Below are 18,754 nucleotides of genomic sequence, written 5' to 3' on the forward strand. Positions count from 1 at the left end.
AAGGGCTACCCGGCCTTCAACCTTGTAGCGATTTCGCATGCGCCACTTCCATCTCGCGCGGCAGCGGCACGCTGTTCTTCACCGCGAGGATCTCCGCCATCACGCTCACCGCGATTTCCGGCGGGGTCTTGCTGCCGATGTAGATGCCGATCGGGCCGCGCAGCCGGGCCAGCGAGCTTTCCGTCTGTTCGAAGTGCTCGATCATGCGTTCGCGCCGGGCCTGCGCATTGCGGCGCGAGCCGATGGCGCCGACATAAAAAGCATCGCTCGCCAGCGCCTCGAGCAAAGCCAGGTCGTCCAGCTTGGGGTCGTGCGTGAGGGCCACCACGCAGCTGCGCCGGTCGGGGTTGAAGTTGCGCACGGCGTCGTCGGGCATCTCGGTGGAGAGCGCCACGCCGGGCAGCTCCCAGGCCGTGCGGTACTCGGCACGCGGGTCGCACAAGGTGACGGCGAAGCCGGAGAAGCGCGCCATGGTCGCCAGGTATTCGGCCAGTTGGCCGGCGCCGATCAAGAGCATGCGGTATTCGGGGCCGAAGGTGTTGACCAGCTCGGCGTCGTTCACCGTCAGCTCGGCTGGCGCCTGCGAAGGCGCAAGGCGCACGCTGCCGTCCTTGAGCGATACGCTGCGCTGCATCAGCCGGCCCTGCTCCAGTTCGGCCACCAGGGCCTGGAGCGATTCGGCGTCCGGATCGACTTCCAGCAGCAGCTCCAAGGTGCCGCCGCAGGGCAGGCCGAAGCGGTGCGCCTCGTCGGCGGTGATGCCGTACTTGACCAGCACCGGTGCGCCTTTTTCGGGCATCTGATGCTGGGCGCCGTGGGCGCGGCTGTAGCGCGCGATCAGGTCGTCTTCGATGCAGCCGCCCGATACCGAGCCGACCACCGCGCCATCTTCCGCCAGCGCCATGATCGAGCCGACGGGGCGGGGCGACGAGCCCCAGGTGCGCACCACCGTCGTGAGCATGGCGCGCCGCCCTGCCAGGCGCCAATCGCGCAGGGTGCGCAGCACCATGACGTCCAGGTTTTCCATGAAAGGCCCTTTATCTCTTGCTGCGCCTATGCGGTCGATTTACCGAAGCCCAGCCAGCGCAGGAAACGCGCCCACCAGCCGAGCTTGGGCGCCGGCGCTGCATCGGCTGCAGGCGCCGCGGCAGCGGCGACGGGGTAGCGCGCCTGCATTTCCTCGTCGAAGCGCTTGAAGAAATCGTCCGCCATCGACTTGGCTGCACCGTCGATCAGGCGCTGGCCCAGCTGCGCCACCTTGCCGCCTACCTGCGCCTGCACCGTGTAGGCCAGCTCGCAGCCACCGGCATTGGGCACCAGGCTGACGCTGGACGCGCCCTTGCCGAAGCCGGCCACGCCGCCCTGCCCTTCGAACGCCAACTTGTAGCTGGCCGGCGGCTGGATGTCGGTGAGCGTGACCTTGCCGGTGAACTTGGCCGACACCGGTCCGACCTTGACCGCCATGCCGACGGCGTACTGGTTGTCTTGCGCGCCCTTCTCGAACTTGTCGCAACCGGGGATGCACTTCTTCAGCACCTCGGGGTCGTTCAGCGCGTCCCAGGCTTGCTGCTGCGTCACGCCCAGCTGCCGTGTGCCTTGCATGTCCATGCTCGTTCCTTTTGTTTGTGATGCTTGTTTCAGCGGGCACCGTTGGTGGTGGTCTTCATCAGCGCAGCCAGGCTTCGGGCCAGCTGTTCCAGTGCATGGAGATTGTGGACCGCCAGCATCGCGTCTGCATGGCGATGCAGCATGGCCGCGCCACGCGCCAGGGGAGCGTAGCCCTCGAAGCGCAGCAGCGGGTTGAGCCACAGCAAGCGGCGCGAATGCCGCTTGAGCCAAAGCAGGCCATCCTCCAGCAGCGCGGGCTCGCCAGTGTCCAGGCCATCGCTGATCACCAACAGCAGCGTGCGCCGGCCGATCAGGCGGCGTGCCTGGCGCGTGCGCAGCTGCGCCAGCGATTCGCCCAGCCGCGTGCCGCCGGCAAAGTCGTCGATGGCGGCGCCGGCGGCGAGCAGCATCTCGTCGGTATCGGCCAGCTTGAAGGCCGGCGTCAGGTCGGTCAGGTGCGTGCCGAAGGCGAACACGTCGCGCCGGCCGGCGCGCCGCGTGGCCGCATGCAGGAAGGCCAGCAGCAGGCGCGCATAGCGCTCCATCGAGCCCGAAACATCGACCAGCACCAGCAAGGGCAGCGGCTGCTGGCGTTGCGTAAGTCGCGGCAGCCAGAGCAACTCGCCCCCGGTGCGGCCGGCTTCGTGCAGCACGCCCGGCCAATGCATGCGCGAGTGCGCGCGTCCCACCCCGGCGATGCGCAGCCGCCGCGCCGGCAGGGTGGGCACCGGCAGAGCGATCTCGCGCGCCAGGCGTTCCACCAGCCGGTACTCGCCGGCCCCCAGCGCGTTGAAGTCGGCATGGTGCAGGCGCGAGCGCTCGCTGGCCGTCATGGCGGCGTCGAACTGCACCTCCTTGTCGTCCTGCGCGGCGAGCTTGGGTGCCACGGGTGCCGCCAGCGCCTCGCGCACGCGCGGGCGGCGGCGCGGCGGCTCGGCCTTGCCTTCGCTGCTGGGCAGCATCTGCGCCAGCATCTTGTTGGCCAGCTCCGGATCCTGGAACCAGGCGTCGAACAGTTCGCGAAACACCAGGCGGTCTTGTTCGCGGCTCACCATCACCGCCTCCATCGCGGCGCTGAGATCCTGGCGGCTTTGCACGCCCACGAGTTGCGCCGCCTGCGAAGCCAGCGCGATGCGTGCGGCGTCGGTGGGCACGCCGGCGCGCCGCAAGGCGCGGCCAAAGGCAGCGATGTTGCCGGCCAGCTTGCCGCGCCGGGCGTCGCCGAGCTGCTGCACCGAGCCCATGGTTTTTGTCAGCCTTCGGCGGGCTTCAGCAGTTCGCCGGCCAGCGCCTGGGTCAGCGCGGCCACGTCGTCGCGCTGCTTGAACAGGATGCCGGCCGTGTCGACCACCACCTCGGGGTCGAGCTCCAAGGTGTCCAGCGCCACCAGCGCGCGCGCCCATTCCACGCTCTCGGCAATGCCGGGCACGCGCTGGAAGGCGGTGGCCTGCGGCATGGTGCGCAGCCGGCCGACGAAATCGGCCACCTGCTGCGACAGCTGCTCGCCGGCCTGCGGCACCTGGGCCCGCACGATGGCCAACTCGCGCTCGCGCTCCGGGTAGTCCAGCCAGTGGTAGAGGCAGCGGCGCTTCACCGCATCGTGGAGGTCACGCGTGCGGTTGCTGGTCAGAATGGTCACCGGCGGCACGATGGCGCGCACCGTGCCCAGCTCCGGAATGCTGACCTGGTACTCGCCCAGGTATTCCAGCAGGAAGGCTTCGAAGGGTTCGTCGGCGCGATCCACCTCGTCGATCAGCAGCACGGCGCCGGGCGGCAGCGTCTCCAGCGCCTGCAAGAGCGGGCGGCGCACCAGGTAGCGCGGCTGGTAGACCTCGGATTCGATGTCGTGCGATGCGCCATGCGCTTCCGCCGCGCGCATGTGAAGGAGCTGCGCTGCGTAGTTCCATTCGTAGAGCGCCTCGCGCTGCTCCAGGCCGTCGTAGCACTGCAGGCGCAAGAGCTCGCGGCCCAGCGCCTGCGACAGGGCCTTGGCCAGTTCGGTCTTGCCGACGCCCGGCTCGCCTTCGAGCAGGAGCGGGCGCTGCAGCTTCAGGGCCAGGAAGACGGCCGTCGCCAGCCGCCGGTCGGCGAAGTAACCCGCGCCTTGCAGCGCCTGCACGACCGCGTCGATGGATGGGAAAGGCGCGGCAGCGTCAGGCGTTGTCATCGCACGAGATTAGCCGATCGCCTTCTTGACGGCGCGCTGCGTGAGCACGCTGATCAGGTTGGCGCGGTAGGCCGCGGAAGCATGCAGGTCGCTGTTGAGATCGCTCGCGTCGATCTTCACTGCGGCCGCCGCTTCCGGCGTAAAGCTCTTGTTCAGCGCATCCTCCAGCCCCTGGTGGCGGAACACGCCGTTGCCGGCGCCGGTGATGGCCACGCGCACACCGTTGTCGAACTGCGCCAAGAACACGCCCACCAGCGGGAAGTGCGAGGCCTTTTGCAACTGCTTCTCGTACACCGCGCGCTTCGGAATGGGGAAGCGCACCGCGGTGATGAGCTCGCCATCTTTCAGTGCGGTGGCAAAAAGGCCCTGGAAGAAGTCGTCGGCTGCGATCTCGCGCTGCGAGGTCACGACCGTTGCGCCGGTAGCCAGCACCGCGGCCGGGTAGCAGGCGGCCGGATCGTTGTTGGCCAGCGAGCCGCCGATGGTGCCCATCGCGCGCACCTGCCGGTCGCCGATGTGGCTGGCGAGGAAGGCCAGCGCCGGAAAGGCCGACTTGACCTCGGCATTCCCGGCCACGTCAGCATGCCGCGTCATGGCGCCGATCACGAGCTGGTTGCCGTCTTTCTTGATGCCGGTCAGCTCCTTGATGGCGCCCAGGTCCACCAGCTGTTCGGGTGCCGACAGGCGCAGCTTCATCGAGGCCAGCAGCGTCTGTCCGCCCGCCAGCGGCTTGCCGCCGGCAGCGGCCAGCTTCAGCGCATCGGCCAGCGAGGTGGGACGTTCGAAGGTGAATGCATACATGGTGATGGTCCTTCTTCGTTCGTTCGGTCAGACGGCGCCGGCGGCGTGCATGGTTTCCCACACCCGATTCGGCGATGCGGGCATGTCGATGTCCTTCACGCCCAGCGGGCCCAGCGCGTCGAGCACGGCGTTGATCACCGCCGGCGGCGAGCCGATGGCGCCGGCCTCGCCGCAGCCCTTGGTGCCCAGCGGGTTGTGGGTGCAAGGGGTGCAGGTGGTGTCCAGCTTGAAGTTGGGGAAGTCGCGCGCGCGCGGCATGGCGTAGTCCATGAAGCTGCCGGTGAGCAGCTGGCCGGTCTCGTTGTCGTACACGCAGTTTTCCAGGAGGGCCTGGCCGATGCCCTGCACGATGCCGCCCTGCACCTGGCCCTCGACGATCATCGGGTTGATGATGGTGCCGAAGTCGTCCACCGCGGTGAAGCGGTCTACCGTCACCTCGCCGGTGCCTTTGTCCACCTCCACCTCGCAGATGTAGGTGCCCCCGGGGAAGGTGAAGTTGGTCGGGTCGTAGAAGGCGGTTTCGTCGAGGCCCGGCTCCAGCTTGTCGAGCGGGTAGTTGTGCGGCACGTAGGCCGTCAGTGCGATCTGGCCGAAGGGGATCTTCTTGTCGGTGCCCTTCACGCTGAATTCGCCGCCTGCGAATTCGATGTCGGCATCGCTGGCTTCCATCAGGTGGGCCGCGATCTTCTTGGCCTTGGCCTCGATCTTGTCGAGCGCCTTCATGATCGCCGCGCCGCCCACCGAGATGGAACGCGAGCCGTAGGTGCCCATGCCGAAGGGCACGCGGCCGGTGTCGCCGTGCACTACGTCCACGTTCTCCACCGGGATGCCCAGGCGCGCCGCCACCACCTGCGCAAAGGTGGTTTCGTGTCCCTGGCCGTGGCTGTGGGAGCCGGTGAATACCGTCACGCTGCCGGTCGGGTGCACCCGGATCTCGCCGCATTCGAACAGGCCGGCGCGCGCGCCCAGCGCCCCGGCAATGTTCGAGGGCGCGATGCCGCAGGCCTCGATGTAGCTGGAGTAGCCGATGCCGCGCAGCTTGCCCTTGGCCTCGGTGGCGGCCTTGCGCGCCGCGTAGCTGTCGACCTCGGCCAGCTGCTGCGCCTTGTCCATGGAGGCGTGGAAGTCGCCCGTGTCGTACTGCAGGGCCACCGGCGTCTGGTAGGGGAAGGTGGTGATGAAGTTGCGCTTGCGGATCTCGTCCTGGCCCAGCTTCATTTCCCAGGCGCAGCGCGTCACCAGCCGCTCCAGCAGGTAGGTGGCCTCGGGCCGCCCGGCGCCGCGGTAGGCATCGACCGGCGCGGTGTTGGTGAACCAGCTATCCACCTCGACGTAGATCTGCGGCGTGGTGTACTGGCCGGCCAGCAGGGTGGCGTACAGGATGGTGGGCACCGCGGTCGAGAAGGTTGACAGGTAGGCGCCCAGGTTGGCATTGGTGTGCACCCGCAGCGCGAGGAACTTGCCATTGGCATCCATCGCCATCTCGGCGTGGCTCACGTGGTCGCGGCCATGCGCGTCGGTCAGGAAGGACTCGGAGCGCTCGGCCGTCCACTTGATGCTGCGGTTGAGCTGCTTGGACGCCCAGGTGAGCGCCACGTCCTCCGCATACAGGAAGATCTTGGATCCAAAGCCGCCGCCCACGTCGGGAGCGATCACCCGCACCTTGTGCTCGGGCAGGCCCAGCACGAAGGCCGTCATCAGGAGGCGCTCGACGTGCGGGTTCTGGTTGGCGACATAGAGGGTGTATTCCTCGTTCGCGCGGTTGTAGGCGCCAATCGCCACGCGCGGCTCGATGGCGTTGGGCACCAGCCGGTTGTTCACCAGGTCGAGCTTGGTGACGTGCGCCGCCGATGCGAAGACGGCATCGACCTGCGCCTTGTCGCCCAGCACCCACTTGTAGCACTGGTTGTCGGGCGCGGCATCGTGAATGGTGACGCCACTCTGTTTTTTTGCGGCGTCGGCCACGCTCACCAGCGCGGGCAGCGCGTCGTAGTCGACCACCACGGCTTCGGCAGCGTTCTTGGCCTGCTCCAGCGTCTCGGCGACCACCATCGCCACCTGGTCGCCCACGTAGCGCACCTTGCCGATGGCAAGGATGGGGTGCGGCGGCTCCTTCATCGGCGAGCCGTCGGGGTTGTTGATGAGCCAGCCGCAGGGCAGGCCACCCATCTTGCCGTCGATGTCCTTGCCGCTGAAGATGCCGATCACGCCCGGCATGTCCTTGGCGGCCGCGATGTCGACGCCATTGATCTTGGCGTGCGCGTGCGGCGAGCGCACGAACACCGCATGCGCCTGGCGTTCCATCAGCACGTCGGCGGTGTACTGGCCCTGGCCGGTGAGGAAGCGCACGTCTTCCTTGCGGCGAAGCGGCTCGCCGATGTGCGGCAGGCTGGCGAAGTCGGATGCACCCATGATGTCTCTCCTTCTTGCTCAGGCGGTGGTCATGGACTTGCCGCCCATGACCACTGCCTTGACGATGTTCTGGTAGCCCGTGCAGCGGCACAGGTTGCCGTCCAGCAGCTCGCGCACTTCGCTCTCGCTGGCATCGGGATGGTTCTTGCACAGGTCGATGGCGCTCATCACCATGCCGGGCGTGCAGAAGCCGCATTGCAGGCCGTGGCACTCCTTGAAGGCGGCCTGCATGGGATGCAGGGTGCCGTCGGCCTGCGCAATGCCTTCGATGGTGGTGACCTCGCCGCCCTGCACCTGCGCCAGGAGCACGTTGCACGACTTGATGGCCTTGCCGTTCAGGTGCACCGTGCAGGCGCCGCACTGGGCGGTGTCGCAACCCACGTGGGTGCCGGTGAGCCGAAGGTTTTCGCGGATGGCCTGAACCAGCAGCGTGTTGGGCGGCGCGTCGAGCGTGACCGCCTGGCCATTGACCTTGAGTGATACCTGCATTTGGCTGTCTCCAAGTGTTGGGATGGCTGATGGGGCGCACGGCATATTGGACGCCGTCCCCGAGGGCAATGCTAGGCAAAACCCTAGACGCATTGCGCGTCGCAGCGGAAATTCTCAAAATGAAACAGGCCCTGCCGTCCTGGCCTCCCAACGGCGCCCGACGCCCCACGCAGAACGACCAGCAAATGCTCACCTCCACTGCCCCCGCGCCGCAGCAGCCCGAGCGCATCGCCGCCATTGCGCAGGCGCGCCGCGCGTGGCTCGACGGTGCCGCACCGCGCGGCACGCCTCCTGCCATCGAGCCGTGGATCACGCGCTCCTGGCAGCGCTGCCTGGGCGCCGGCCAGCGCCCGCAGCAGGGCCCGAGCTTCGATGCGGTGTCCGGGCCGCGGGCGCGCGAGGTCGCCGAGCGCAACCGGCAGCTGGTGACGGCGGCGCGGCCGGTGCTGGAGCGCCTGTCGCGCACGCTGGCGGACACCCGCTACTTTCCGATCCTGACCGACGGGCAGGGCATCGTCGTGGACGTCGGCGCCCTGCCCGAGCTGGCGGACAGTGCCGAGCGGCGCGCGCTCGACCTGGCACGCGTCGGCGTCGACCTGTCGGAGGCCAGCGCGGGCACCACCGCCATCGGCGCGGCGCTGGCCGAGCTGCAGCCGGTATGGCTGCACCGCGGTGAGCATTTCTTCGACGACACCAGCGTCTACAGCTGCGCCGGCGCGCCGCTGTTCGGCCCCGACGGCGCCTGCGTCGGCATGCTGGACCTGACCGGCGTGAACGTGCAGGAGCGGCCCGAACTCAAGCACCTGGCCGCGATGTCGGCCCGCAGCATCGAAGACGCGCTGGTGCTGCAGCACCGCTGCGCCCTGCTGCTGCACCTGGCCTGGCCCGGCTACAGCGTCGGTCCCGAGGCGATGGGCCTTCTGGGCCTGGACGATGAAGGCTATGTGACGGGCGCCAACGCCTGCGCCCGCCAGATGCTGCACCAGCCCCTGGTCGGCAGCCGCTCGGCGCTGCATGCGCAGGACCTGTTCGCCCTGCCCCTGGCCATGCTCTTCGATGCGGCGCGGCGCGAGGACGTGTCGATCGAGGTGCCGCTGTGGTCGGGCCTGCGCGTGCGGGCCCGGGTGCAGCCGGCCGAACGCGTCGCGGCATCCCATGCCGTGGCGCAGAAAAAGCCGCGCCTGCGCGAGCTCGAGGGTGAACTGATCCGCCGCGCGGTCGACGACGCCCGCGGCAACGTGGCCGAGGCGGCGCGCACGCTGGGCATCAGCCGCGCCACCGTGTACCGCAAGCTGTGGCAGGGGCGCCGCCGCGCGCCCTGAACGCCCGGCGCTTCAGCCTTCCAGCGCCACCACCACGGCCGACTCGTCCACCAGCGCGCTGACCCGCGCACGCGTGCGCAGGCCGCTGCCGGCCGGGGCAAAGCCGACCAGCTGCAGGCCCGGCGCCAGCGCCACCGTCACTTCGTCGCCGCTGTCGCCGCGCGCCACCCGGCTGGCGGTGCCCGCCAGCACGTTGGCCTTGTTGCCCGTCGCCCCTTGGCGGGCAATGCGCACCGCCGTCGCCTTGCACAGCGCGACCACCGGCATGCCTGGCGCCAGTCCCAGCAGTTGCGCGCTCTCCTGCGTGATGCGCGCGGCGATGCGGCCGGATTCGCCCAGCTGCATGCGCACCCGCACGATGCGGCCGGCCGCTTCCAGGGCTTCGACCCGCGCCGGCAGCTGGTTGCGCATGCTGGTGCGCAGGGCCAGGCGCGCCAGGGCCTGGCCGGCACCCATGCCCTGCGCCGCCGCCGCGCTGCGTTGGCCGGCAGTCCAGCGCTCATGCACGCTGCGGCGCGCCGCCTCCAGCGCATCGGCCAGGTCCAGCAGCTGGGTACCGTGCGCGGTGAGCGAGGCGCCGCCGCCGCCGGCGCCGCCCACGGCCCGTTCCAGCAGGGCCACACCGGCCAGATTGCTCAAAGTGTCGATGGCCTGCCAGGCGGCCTTGTAGCTGACACCGGCCTCGCGTGCGGCCTGCGAGATGCTGCCGGTGCGCGCGATGCCGCGCAGGATCTCGACGCGCTTGTCGCTCATGCCGTGGCCGAGCGCGTCCGTGTAGCGGGGATTGACCATGGGGCGCCATTGTGCAAGCCCTTTGCAAGCCCGTTGCAGGCCGGTTGGCTACACTTGCGCTATTCCTTTTGTGAATAGCGAATTGATGAAGACACCGCGCCGCCTTCTTACAGCGCTGGCCCTGGCTTGCACGCTGCCGCTGCACGCGCAGGAGCTGGTGGTGTCGGCCGCGGCCAGCCTGGGCAACGCCTTCCAGCAGATCGGCGCAGCTTACGAGAAGGCGAATCCGGGCCGCAAGGTCATCTTCAATTTCGCCGCCTCGGGCCCGCTGCTGGCTCAGATTCAGCAGGGCGCGCCGGTCGACGTGTTCGCCTCGGCCGACCAAGCCACCATGGACCGCGCCGCCAGCGCCAGGCTGCTGGCCGAAGGCACGCGCGCCGAGTTCGCCCGCAACGCGCTGGTCGTGGTGCTGCCGGCAGCCAGCACCGCGAAACCGGCGAGCCTGAAGGACCTGGCCGGCGCCGACTACAAGCGCATCGCCGCCGGCACGGCCGCCACCGTGCCGGCCGGCAAGTACGCGGCCGACGCGGTGGCCCAGGCCGGCCTTGCCGATGCGCTGCGGGCCAAGTGGATCTACGGCGAGAGCGTGCGTCAGGTGCTCAACTACGTGGCACGTGGCGAAGTGGATGCCGGCTTTGTCTACCGCACCGACGCGCTGATCGAGCCCGGCAAGACCCGCATCGCCTTCACCGTGCCCACCGCCACGCCGGTGAGCTACCCCATCGCCCAGGTGGCGGCGAGCCGCAATGCCGAGAGCGCGCGCGCCTTCGCCGCCTTCGTGCGCGGCGCCGAGGGCCAGGCCATCCTGCAGCGCTTCGGCTTCTCGCCGCCATGATCGACAGCCTTTCGCCGCAGATGCTGCAGCCGCTGTGGCTCACCTTGAAGGTGGCCCTGCTGGCCACCCTGATCGCCGGCGCCTGCGGCATCGCTGTCGGGCGCTGGATGGCGCAGCGCCGCTTTGCCGGCCACAGCGTGCTGGACGCGATGCTCGTGCTGCCGATGGTGCTGCCGCCCACGGTGCTGGGCTATTACCTCATCGTGCTGATCGGCCGCCACGGCGTGATCGGCCAGTGGCTGGAGCAATGGTTCGGCATCCAGCTCCTCTTCACCTGGCAGGGCGCGGTGATCGCAGCGGCGGTGGTGACTTTTCCGCTGATCTACAAGGCCGCGCGCGCCGCCTTCGAGGACACCGACGCGCGCTTCGCCCAGGCCGCGCGCACCCTGGGCGCCAGCGAATGGGAGGTGTTCTTGCGGATCGCCCTGCCCCTGGCCACGCGCGGCATCGCCGCCGGCTTGGCGCTGACCTTTGCGCGCGCCATGGGCGAGTTCGGCGCCACCTTGATGATTGCCGGCAACCTGCCGGGCAAGACGCAGACCTTGTCGGTGGCTGTCTACACCGCGGTGCAGGCGGGCGACGATCCGCTGGCCCTCGGCCTGACCCTGGTGATCTCGGTGCTGTGCATCGTCTTGCTGGTGATCGCCAGCCGTCTTTTGCAGCCGAGGCACTGACATGCTGGATATACAAGTCAAGCTGACCCTGGAATCGAGCGACCGCCGCTTCGAGCTCGACGCGGCCTTTGCTTCGGGGGCGGCGCGCACTGCCCTGCTGGGCCCGTCGGGCTCCGGCAAGTCCACGCTGCTGCTGGCCATCGCCGGGCTGGTGCCGCATGTCAGCGGCCACATCCGCGTGGACGGCGAGACGCTGCTCGACAGCACGCAACACATCGACCTGCCGGCCCGCGCGCGCGGCATCGGCTTCGTGTTCCAGGACTACGCCCTGTTTCCGCACCTGAGCGTGGAAGACAACCTGCGCTTCGGCGTGCGCCGGCTGGGCCAGCGCCTGGAGCCGGGCGCGCAGGCGCGCATCGACGAGCTGGTGGCGCAGTTCGACCTGGAGGCGCTGCGCCGCGCCCTGCCGCGCCACCTGTCGGGCGGGCAGAAGCAGCGGGTGGCGCTGGCGCGTGCCCTGGCCACCTCGCCGCGGCTCTTGCTGCTGGACGAGCCGCTGTCCGCGCTGGACATCGACCTGCGAGCGCGCCTGCGCGACGAGCTAGCCGGCATGCTGGAGCGCGTTCAGGTGCCCACCCTGCTGGTCAGCCACGATCCGCAGGATGTGCATGCGCTGGCACAGGCGGTGATCCGCATCGAGCACGGGCGCATCGCCGGGCCGAAGCACGCCTGATGTGATTCAGGCGCGTCGCCGCAGCGCGGTGCGCAGCGCCTTCGCGAATCGCGGATCGGCCATCGCGCCGACGTTGAAGCGCGACCAGCGCGAGACCTGCGTCGAATCGACGCTGAAGATGCGTCCCGGCGCCATCACGATCTTGCGCGGCAGCAGTTCCTTGGCAAGGGCCAGCGAGTCGGCCACGCCGGGCAGCGCGGCCCAGATGTAGAGCGACTGCGGGGTGCGCGCGAAGACCTCCGCGTCGACCGAATCGAAAAGCTGCAGCGCCTTGCGCGTGGCCTCGCCGAGGCGGGTCTGCAGGCGGTTGAGGTGCCGCTGGTAGTGGCCCTCGCTCAGGATCACATCGACCGTGCGCTCGCTGTACTCCGAGCTGCTCACGTGGATCAACGCCTTCAGGTCGGCGAGGTCGCTCGCCAGGTCCGCCCCGCAGGCGATGAAGCCCACGCGCAGCGCCGCCGAGAACGACTTCGAGAAGCTGCCGATGTAGATCGTGCGCTCCAGCTGGTCGAGCGCCGAAAGCCGCGGCAACGCGGTCGGCTTGAAGTCGGCCAGTGGATCGTTCTCCACGATCACCAGATCGTATTTCTGCGCGAGCTGCAGCACGCGGAAGGCCTTGGCGGGCGAGATGTCGGAGCCTGTGGGGTTGTGCGCGAGTGACTGCGTGAAGAAGAGACGCGGCCGCTCGGCGATGAGCAACTGCTCCAGCACGTCGAGGTCGGACCCGTCCGCCAGACGCGGCACGGCCAACATCTGCGCACCCGCGAGCTTGAGCTTGCCGAAGAGCGGGTAGTAACCAGGATCGTCGACCAGCACCTTGCCGCCGGGCGGCACGAAGTAGCGGATGACGATGTCCATCGCCTCGTTGGCGCCGTGCGTGAGCACGATCTGCCGTGGCTCCGCGCCGATGCCGAAGTCGGCCAGCTTGCGCACGAGGTGGTCGCGCAGCGGCGCGTAGCCGAAGCGACTGCCGTAGCGGAACAGCGCGCCGAGCCCCGTGCGCACGACCTTCGGGTGGTACTTGTCCAGGCGCACATCGGCGAGCCATTCGACCGGCGGAAAGCCGTCGCCCACGGCCACCGCATCGGGCTGCGTCTTGAGCTGCTCGCGCATGAGCCAAACGATGTCCATCGCGCGGCCGAGGCTGCCGGCGACTTCCTCGGCCGGCTTGGGGGTGGCCGTGGCCTGCGCGAGCACGTAGTAGCCCGAACCGCGCCGCGGCTCGACAAGGCCGCGCGACACCAGCAGCTCGAAAGCGGCCACCACGGTGTTCTTGGCGTAGCCATGCAGTTGCGCGAGTTCGCGCAGAGACGGCAGCTTGTCGCCGGCCTTGTAGGCACCGCTCGCGATCTGGCGCGCGAGGGTGTCGGCGAGCGAATCGGCGATCGTGGTCATGGGCTCCGACTGTGACACAGCAGGCCGTGGCGGCGCACCACTGTCCGCACTGTCCCGCCAAACTGTGCCTTCCGCGAGCGGTACAGCCGGCCTAAATTTCCTGCTCCCGAATTCACCTTCCGAAGAGACACGTCCCGATGGCCGCCGATTCCCGCATTCCCAATTTCCGCGCACTCACGCCCGCCCAACGCCTGGCCCACATCGCACAAGCCGCCTCGCTCAGCGACGACGAGGTGGCGCTGCTCGCCCAGCCCGGCGCGCTGAGCGTGGACCGCGCCAACGGCATGGTCGAGAACGTGATCGGCACCTTCGAGCTGCCGCTGGGCGTGGCCGGCAACTTCACCGTGAACGGGCGCGACTTCCTCGTGCCGATGGCGGTCGAAGAGCCCTCGGTGGTCGCCGCCGCGTCGTTCATGGCCAAGCTGGCGCGCGAGGGCGGCGGCTTCGAGGCCTCCAGCACCGGGCCGCTGATGCGCGCGCAGGTGCAGGTGATCGGCATCACCGACCCGTACGGCGCACGGCTCGCGCTGCTGCGTGCGCGCGAGGAGATCCTGGCCGTGGCGAACAGCCGCGACAAGGTGCTGATCGGCCTGGGCGGCGGCTGCCGGGACATCGAGGTGCATGTGTTCTGCGACACGCCGCGCGGCGCGATGGTGGTGATGCACCTCATCGTCGACGTGCGCGATGCGATGGGCGCGAACACGGTCAACACCATGGCCGAGGCGGTGTCGCCGCTGGTCGAAAAGCTCACGGGTGGCACGGTGCGCCTGCGCATCCTGTCGAACCTGGCGGACCTGCGGCTGGCACGTGCGCGCGTGCGGCTTGCACCTTCTGTGCTGGCCACGCGCGAGCGCAGCGGCGAACAAGTGGTCGAGGGCGTGATCGACGCCTACACCTTCGCGGCCATCGACCCCTACCGCGCGGCGACGCACAACAAGGGAATCATGAACGGCATCGACCCCGTGATCGTCGCGACCGGCAACGACTGGCGCGCGGTGGAAGCCGGCGCACATGCATACGCCTGTCGCAGCGGGCGCTACTCCTCGCTGACCACGTGGGAGAAGGACACGAGCGGCGCACTCGTCGGCACCATTGAGATGCCGATGCCGGTGGGCCTTGTCGGCGGCGCGACGAAGACGCACCCGCTCGCGCGGCTTGCACTGAAGATCCTCGACGTGAAGTCGGCACAGGAACTCGGCGAAGTCGCAGTGGCCGTGGGCCTCGCGCAGAACCTCGGCGCCTTGCGCGCGCTCGCCACCGAAGGCATCCAGCGCGGCCACATGGCGCTGCATGCCCGCAACATCGCGCTGGTCGCGGGTGCGACCGGCGACGAGATCGACCACATCGCCAAGCAGATGACGGCAGAGCACGACGTGCGCACCGACCGCGCCGTGGCACTGCTCGAAGCGCTGCGCAAGAAATAAGCAACGCGGGAGGAGCTCGCACAACTGGCCGCGACCGACACCGCGGCGGCTGCGCACGCAGCTGTCACACAACCAAGACGGAGACAACTCGAATGAACGCAGACAGTGCAACGCCCGCCCGCTGGCGGCTGGTGGAGATATGGGGCGACACGGCCGACCTGGGCCACCTTGCCTGGTCGATCGTGATCGGCGTCGCGGTGAGCCTCACGGGCTACCTCGTGGGGAGCCGCGTGCTCGCGAGCGTCGTGAGCACGCCCGAGCTGGCGCGCGCCTACGCGATGCTCGCGGGCCTCTGCGGCTGCGTCGTCTCGGGGTTGATCTGCGCGAACCTCTTCGCGCCCAAGCGTGAGGTGATCGAGGGCACAGACCCCGATCCGCGCTGGCGCGAAGAAGTTCTGGCCGAACTGGCCGGCGAGCATGGCGACCTGGGCTCGGTGGACGACCTGCCACCCTCCGTGATGCGCGAAATGAAGGAGCTGGAAATCTACGATCTGTTCGCGTCGTACAAGCCCCGCACCCGCAGCACCGAAGGAGCCGCACCGTGATCGACGCCGCCCTGTTCAACCAGATCCTCGTCGCCACCGGCATGGGCCTCGTGGGCGCCATCGTGTTCGCGGCCATCGGCCTCGTCTCGGGCACCGACGAAACCACCACGCTTGCGCCGCTCACGCTGCTGGTGGTGCTGCTCGGCGTACCGCCCGAAGGCGTGTTCACCTTCTTCCTGGCCGCGGCCGTGGCCAAGCACATGACGCACGCGGTGCCCACTGCGCTGCTCGGCATTCCGGGCGACACCATGGCCACGCCGCTGCTGCAGGACGCGAACGTGCTGCGCAACCTGGGCGTGCCGCACATCGCGCTGCGCAAGATGGTGTCGGGCGCGATCATCGCGGCCTTTCTCGCGGTGCCGCTGGCCGTGCTGTTCGCGGTGCTGCTGGCGCCGTACGGCGCGGCCATCACCAAGGCGGCGCCGTGGATCTTCGTGGTGGCGGCCGTGGCCATTGCCTACTTCTCGAGCGGACGCTGGGCCTCGGTCGCCACGCTGGTGCCGTTCGTGATGGTGATCGTGGCGCTGCAGGCGCTCACCGGCAAGTACGGCGTGAAGCTCAGCATCAGTTACTTCCTGGGCATCGCGATCGGGCCGCTGGTGGCCGACTTGTTCTCGGTGATCTCGCCCGCGGCGCGTGCGCGCATGAAGCGCGACAAGGTCCGCACCTTCTCGCTCGCGCCCGACGTGAAGGGCTGGACGGGCTATTTCCCGAACCCGTTCAAGGTGCTCGACCGCGCGCAGGTGAAGTGGACCTTTGCCACCGCCGCGATCTCCAGCGCCACCTTCGTGTTCAGCCCGGTCGCGATGACGGTGGTGCTGGGCGAGCTGGTCGGTTCGCGCATCAAGCATGCATACCACCGCCTCACCACCACGCTGGCCGCGCGCAACGGCGTGACCGAAGCCACCTACATCGCCGAAGCGCTGATCCCGCTGATCGCCATCGGCCTGCCGCTGAGCCCCGTTGCTGCGGGCCCGGCCGCGCCACTGTTCAACGCACCGCCATTGTTCACCATCGACTCGGCCACGGGCCAGACGCACAACCTGCACAACCTGCTGAACCACTGGGAGTTCCTGGGCTACGGCATGCTGGCCGTGGTGCTCGCGGCGCTGGTGGCCTATCCGTTCACGATGAACTTCGCGCGCCGCGCGGCGCTATTCGTTTCGCGCAAGGTGAGCCACGAGGCGATCATCGCGACCTTCGTCGGCTTGATCGTGGTGATCAGCGTGTGGGAAGGCCAGCTGCTGGGGCTGCTGGTGATCCTGACGATGGGCCTGCTCGGTGGGCTGCTGTCGCGTGCGATCGGGTTCAACACCGGCGTGCAGTTCATGGGGTACTACACGGCGGTGTTGACGGTGCCGGCGGTGATCAAGGCAATGTCTTGATTGGTTGGCGGTGACGTTCAGGGCGCGCTTACGCCGACAGGGCACCTTGCTCCGCGAATCGGCCGCAAACACAGAGCGTGCCCTCGTGCGCAGGGCACTGGGTGTTCCCCGCAGCGAAATAAAGGAGAAGCGAAGCGGGGGACATTCGCGGAGGGGAGTCCCCGGTGTCCTGTGCACGCGCCCTGAACAGCAGCGCCGCATACTGGCGCCATGCACATCCTCTGGACCTACCTGCGCCCGCATCGCGTCTCGCACTGTTCGCGCTGCTGCTGGCAGCACTCATATGAGACATCAGGCGGCCGCCGGCACCTTGTCCAGAAAGCCGGTGACGCTGTGCAGGCGTCCGTCCGCCAGCTGCACGAAGTCGGTGCCCTGGATCAGGTCTTGCGAAGCCTCCGGCCCCAGCGTCCAGGAAAAGCGCAGGTGCTCGCCGTGCGCGTCGGGCTTGCCCAGCAGGTTGAAGCGAAAGCCCGGAAAGCGCGCCTGCACGGCTGCCACCAGCGAGCTGATGCCTTCGCGCCCCTGCGCCTGCATGATCGGATCGATGTAGCGGGCGTCCTGGGTCCAGCCGGCTTCCAGCAGTTCGAGGCGGCGCGCCGGGTCGGCTTCGTTCCAGAGCTGGATGTAGCGCTGGGCGACGTCGGCGGCGATGTGGGTGGCGTCAACGGTGTTCATGGCGATTTCCTTTCGGTGTTGCACCGCTTCACAAGCAGCGGGTGAAGGAATGGTCGCCGGTGGGCGGCGTTCAGGCGATAACCTGGGAGGTCAAGGCGCGCCGGCGCAGCACGCTAGCTTGCAAAAGCTGCCGGCATACGCCGCTCGCGCAGCGCCACCCAGGCAATAACTGCGGCCAGCGCCGCGAACGCTGCTCCCACCATGAAGGCCGCCTGGTAACCCCCGGTCAGGGCGGCCAGCGGCGTTGCATCGGCCGCGCGCAGCAACGCACCGCTGCGTGCTTCCGCCAGGCTCGCCAGCACCGCCAGCCCGAGGGCGCCACCCATCATGAACGAGGTGTTGACCACGCCCGATGCCAGGCCCGACTCGCTGGGCGCCACGTCGCTCATCGCCACCAGCAGCAGCGGATTGAAGGCCACGCCCGCGCCGATGCCCAGCAAGGTCATGCCCGGCAGAACATGCAGCAGGAAGTCGCCGCCGACCGGCGCCAGCGCGAAGAGCGCCAGGCCCAGGGCCGCCATCGCCAGGCCGGCCGCCAGCGGACCGCGCATGCCGAAGCGCATCACCAGCTTTGCCGAACCGCCCAGCGAGAAGGCCGCCATGATCAGGTTGGCCGGCAGGAAGGCCAGGCCCACCTGCATGGGCGCATAGCCCAGCACCCGCTGCAGGTAGAGCGCAGAAATGAAGAACCACGCGAACATCGCCGCAGCCCACAGTACGCCCACGACGTTGGCGACCGCCACCTTGCGCAGGCCAAAGAGCGCCAGCGGCATCAGCGGATGGGCGACGCGCGACTCGATCACGATAAAGAGGCCCAGCAGCAGCACGGCGGCGCCGAGCAGCGCCAGCGTCTGCACCGACCCCCAGCCGGCCCCGTTGCCATTGACCACCGCGTACACCGCCAGCATCAGCGCGGTGGTGACGCTGACGGCACCGGCCACGTCCAGCGGCTCGCCCGCGGCGTGGCCGCGCCCGCCGGGCAGCAGCGCGAGGCAGAGCGCATACACCGCGACGCCGATCGGCAGGTTGACCAGAAAGATCCAGTGCCAGCTCAAGGCGCTGGTGAGCAGGCCGCCGAGCAGCACGCCGATGCTGCCGCCGCCCGCGCACACGAAACCGTAGACGCCCATCGCCTTGGCGCGTTCGCCCGGCTCGGTGAACAGATTCATGATGAGCGACAGCGCCACCGCCGACACCACCGCACCGCCCAGCCCCTGCACCGCACGCGCGCCGACCAGTAGCGCCTGCGTGCCGGCCAGGCCGCAGGCGAGCGAGGCAACGGTGAACAGCGTGATGCCGATGAGAAACAACCGGCGATGCCCATACAGATCGCCCAGCCGGCCGCCCAGCAGCAGGAAGCCGCCGAAGGTCAGCATGTAGGCGTTGACGACCCAGACCAGCGAGGTTTCACTGAACGCCAGGTCGGCCTGGATCGAGGGCAGTGCCACGTTCACGATGGTCGTGTCCAGCACGATCATCAAAACGCCCAGGCACAGCACCATCAGGGCCAGCCAGCGTCGGCGTACGTCGAGTCCGTGGGTCATCCCCTGCTCCTTC

The 18,754-nt window shown here is 69.0% G+C and carries 18 protein-coding genes; 7 read left to right on the forward strand and 11 right to left on the reverse strand.

What is annotated here, in order from left to right:
- Positions 1 to 16 precede the first annotated feature (16 nt).
- The 7 genes from ACIPRI_RS02065 to ACIPRI_RS02095 are packed head-to-tail and all read right to left on the reverse strand — an operon-like array spanning position 17 to position 7,477.
- The gene (locus ACIPRI_RS02065; protein WP_446587988.1) at positions 17 to 1,027 is read right to left on the reverse strand and encodes an XdhC family protein; all 1,011 of its coding nucleotides are present in this window, start codon (positions 1,025 to 1,027) and stop codon (positions 17 to 19) included.
- A 26-nt stretch (positions 1,028 to 1,053) separates the two neighbouring features.
- Positions 1,054 to 1,608, reverse strand: coding sequence for a CoxG family protein (locus ACIPRI_RS02070; protein WP_446587990.1), 555 nt, complete (start codon positions 1,606 to 1,608; stop codon positions 1,054 to 1,056).
- Between the two features lie 29 nt (positions 1,609 to 1,637).
- Complete coding sequence (locus ACIPRI_RS02075; RefSeq protein ID WP_446587992.1) at positions 1,638 to 2,852, reverse strand: vWA domain-containing protein; 1,215 nt, start codon at positions 2,850 to 2,852, stop codon at positions 1,638 to 1,640.
- A gap of 8 nt (positions 2,853 to 2,860) precedes the next feature.
- Complete coding sequence (locus tag ACIPRI_RS02080; RefSeq protein ID WP_446587994.1) at positions 2,861 to 3,775, reverse strand: AAA family ATPase; 915 nt, start codon at positions 3,773 to 3,775, stop codon at positions 2,861 to 2,863.
- A 9-nt stretch (positions 3,776 to 3,784) separates the two neighbouring features.
- Positions 3,785 to 4,576 (reverse strand): FAD binding domain-containing protein, encoded by a 792-nt coding sequence (locus ACIPRI_RS02085; protein ID WP_446587996.1) that lies wholly within the window; start codon positions 4,574 to 4,576, stop codon positions 3,785 to 3,787.
- 27 nt (positions 4,577 to 4,603) lie between these two features.
- Positions 4,604 to 6,988, reverse strand: a complete 2,385-nt coding sequence (locus tag ACIPRI_RS02090; RefSeq protein ID WP_446587998.1) for a xanthine dehydrogenase family protein molybdopterin-binding subunit — start codon at positions 6,986 to 6,988, stop codon at positions 4,604 to 4,606.
- Between the two features lie 18 nt (positions 6,989 to 7,006).
- Entirely contained in the window at positions 7,007 to 7,477 is a 471-nt protein-coding gene (locus ACIPRI_RS02095; RefSeq protein WP_446588000.1) for a (2Fe-2S)-binding protein, read from the reverse strand.
- Between the two features lie 185 nt (positions 7,478 to 7,662).
- Between ACIPRI_RS02095 and ACIPRI_RS02100 the strand changes: the two genes are divergently transcribed.
- A complete protein-coding gene (locus tag ACIPRI_RS02100) occupies positions 7,663 to 8,799 on the forward strand; it encodes a helix-turn-helix domain-containing protein (RefSeq protein ID WP_446588002.1) in 1,137 nt (378 codons plus the stop codon).
- Positions 8,800 to 8,811: 12 nt separating this feature from the next.
- Here the strand turns inward: ACIPRI_RS02100 and ACIPRI_RS02105 are convergent, their stop codons facing one another.
- A complete protein-coding gene (locus ACIPRI_RS02105) occupies positions 8,812 to 9,591 on the reverse strand; it encodes a TOBE domain-containing protein (protein WP_446588004.1) in 780 nt (259 codons plus the stop codon).
- Between the two features lie 85 nt (positions 9,592 to 9,676).
- Here ACIPRI_RS02105 and modA point away from each other — a divergent pair, with 85 nt between their 5' ends.
- Genes modA through ACIPRI_RS02120 form a run of 3 tightly spaced genes read left to right on the forward strand, consistent with a single transcriptional unit; the run spans position 9,677 to position 11,773 of the window.
- Positions 9,677 to 10,426 (forward strand): molybdate ABC transporter substrate-binding protein, encoded by a 750-nt coding sequence (gene modA / locus ACIPRI_RS02110; protein ID WP_446588007.1) that lies wholly within the window; start codon positions 9,677 to 9,679, stop codon positions 10,424 to 10,426.
- Complete coding sequence (gene modB / locus ACIPRI_RS02115) at positions 10,423 to 11,100, forward strand: molybdate ABC transporter permease subunit (RefSeq protein ID WP_446588009.1); 678 nt, start codon at positions 10,423 to 10,425, stop codon at positions 11,098 to 11,100. Before modA ends, modB begins: the two co-directional genes overlap by 4 nt.
- A 1-nt stretch (position 11,101) precedes the next feature.
- Complete coding sequence (locus ACIPRI_RS02120) at positions 11,102 to 11,773, forward strand: ATP-binding cassette domain-containing protein (protein ID WP_446588011.1); 672 nt, start codon at positions 11,102 to 11,104, stop codon at positions 11,771 to 11,773.
- Between the two features lie 6 nt (positions 11,774 to 11,779).
- Here ACIPRI_RS02120 and ACIPRI_RS02125 read toward each other — a convergent pair whose 3' ends face one another.
- Positions 11,780 to 13,168: an aminotransferase-like domain-containing protein gene (locus ACIPRI_RS02125; RefSeq protein WP_446588014.1), complete on the reverse strand. Its 1,389-nt coding sequence runs from the start codon at positions 13,166 to 13,168 to the stop codon at positions 11,780 to 11,782.
- Between the two features lie 137 nt (positions 13,169 to 13,305).
- Between ACIPRI_RS02125 and ACIPRI_RS02130 the strand changes: the two genes are divergently transcribed.
- From ACIPRI_RS02130 to ACIPRI_RS02140, 3 genes are all read left to right on the forward strand, one after another.
- Positions 13,306 to 14,592: a hydroxymethylglutaryl-CoA reductase, degradative gene (locus tag ACIPRI_RS02130; protein ID WP_446588016.1), complete on the forward strand. Its 1,287-nt coding sequence runs from the start codon at positions 13,306 to 13,308 to the stop codon at positions 14,590 to 14,592.
- Positions 14,593 to 14,684: 92 nt separating this feature from the next.
- Complete coding sequence (locus tag ACIPRI_RS02135; RefSeq protein ID WP_446588018.1) at positions 14,685 to 15,137, forward strand: hypothetical protein; 453 nt, start codon at positions 14,685 to 14,687, stop codon at positions 15,135 to 15,137.
- Positions 15,138 to 15,178: 41 nt separating this feature from the next.
- A complete protein-coding gene (locus ACIPRI_RS02140) occupies positions 15,179 to 16,522 on the forward strand; it encodes a tripartite tricarboxylate transporter permease (RefSeq protein ID WP_446620357.1) in 1,344 nt (447 codons plus the stop codon).
- A 291-nt stretch (positions 16,523 to 16,813) separates the two neighbouring features.
- Here ACIPRI_RS02140 and ACIPRI_RS02145 read toward each other — a convergent pair whose 3' ends face one another.
- Together ACIPRI_RS02145 and ACIPRI_RS02150 are read right to left on the reverse strand one after the other, a co-directional pair.
- A complete protein-coding gene (locus ACIPRI_RS02145; RefSeq protein WP_446588020.1) occupies positions 16,814 to 17,197 on the reverse strand; it encodes a nuclear transport factor 2 family protein in 384 nt (127 codons plus the stop codon).
- Positions 17,198 to 17,310: 113 nt separating this feature from the next.
- Complete coding sequence (locus tag ACIPRI_RS02150; RefSeq protein WP_446588022.1) at positions 17,311 to 18,741, reverse strand: DHA2 family efflux MFS transporter permease subunit; 1,431 nt, start codon at positions 18,739 to 18,741, stop codon at positions 17,311 to 17,313.
- Between the last annotated feature and the right edge of the window lie 13 nt (positions 18,742 to 18,754).

The sequence above is a fragment of the Variovorax sp. LARHSF232 genome, assembly GCF_052871435.1.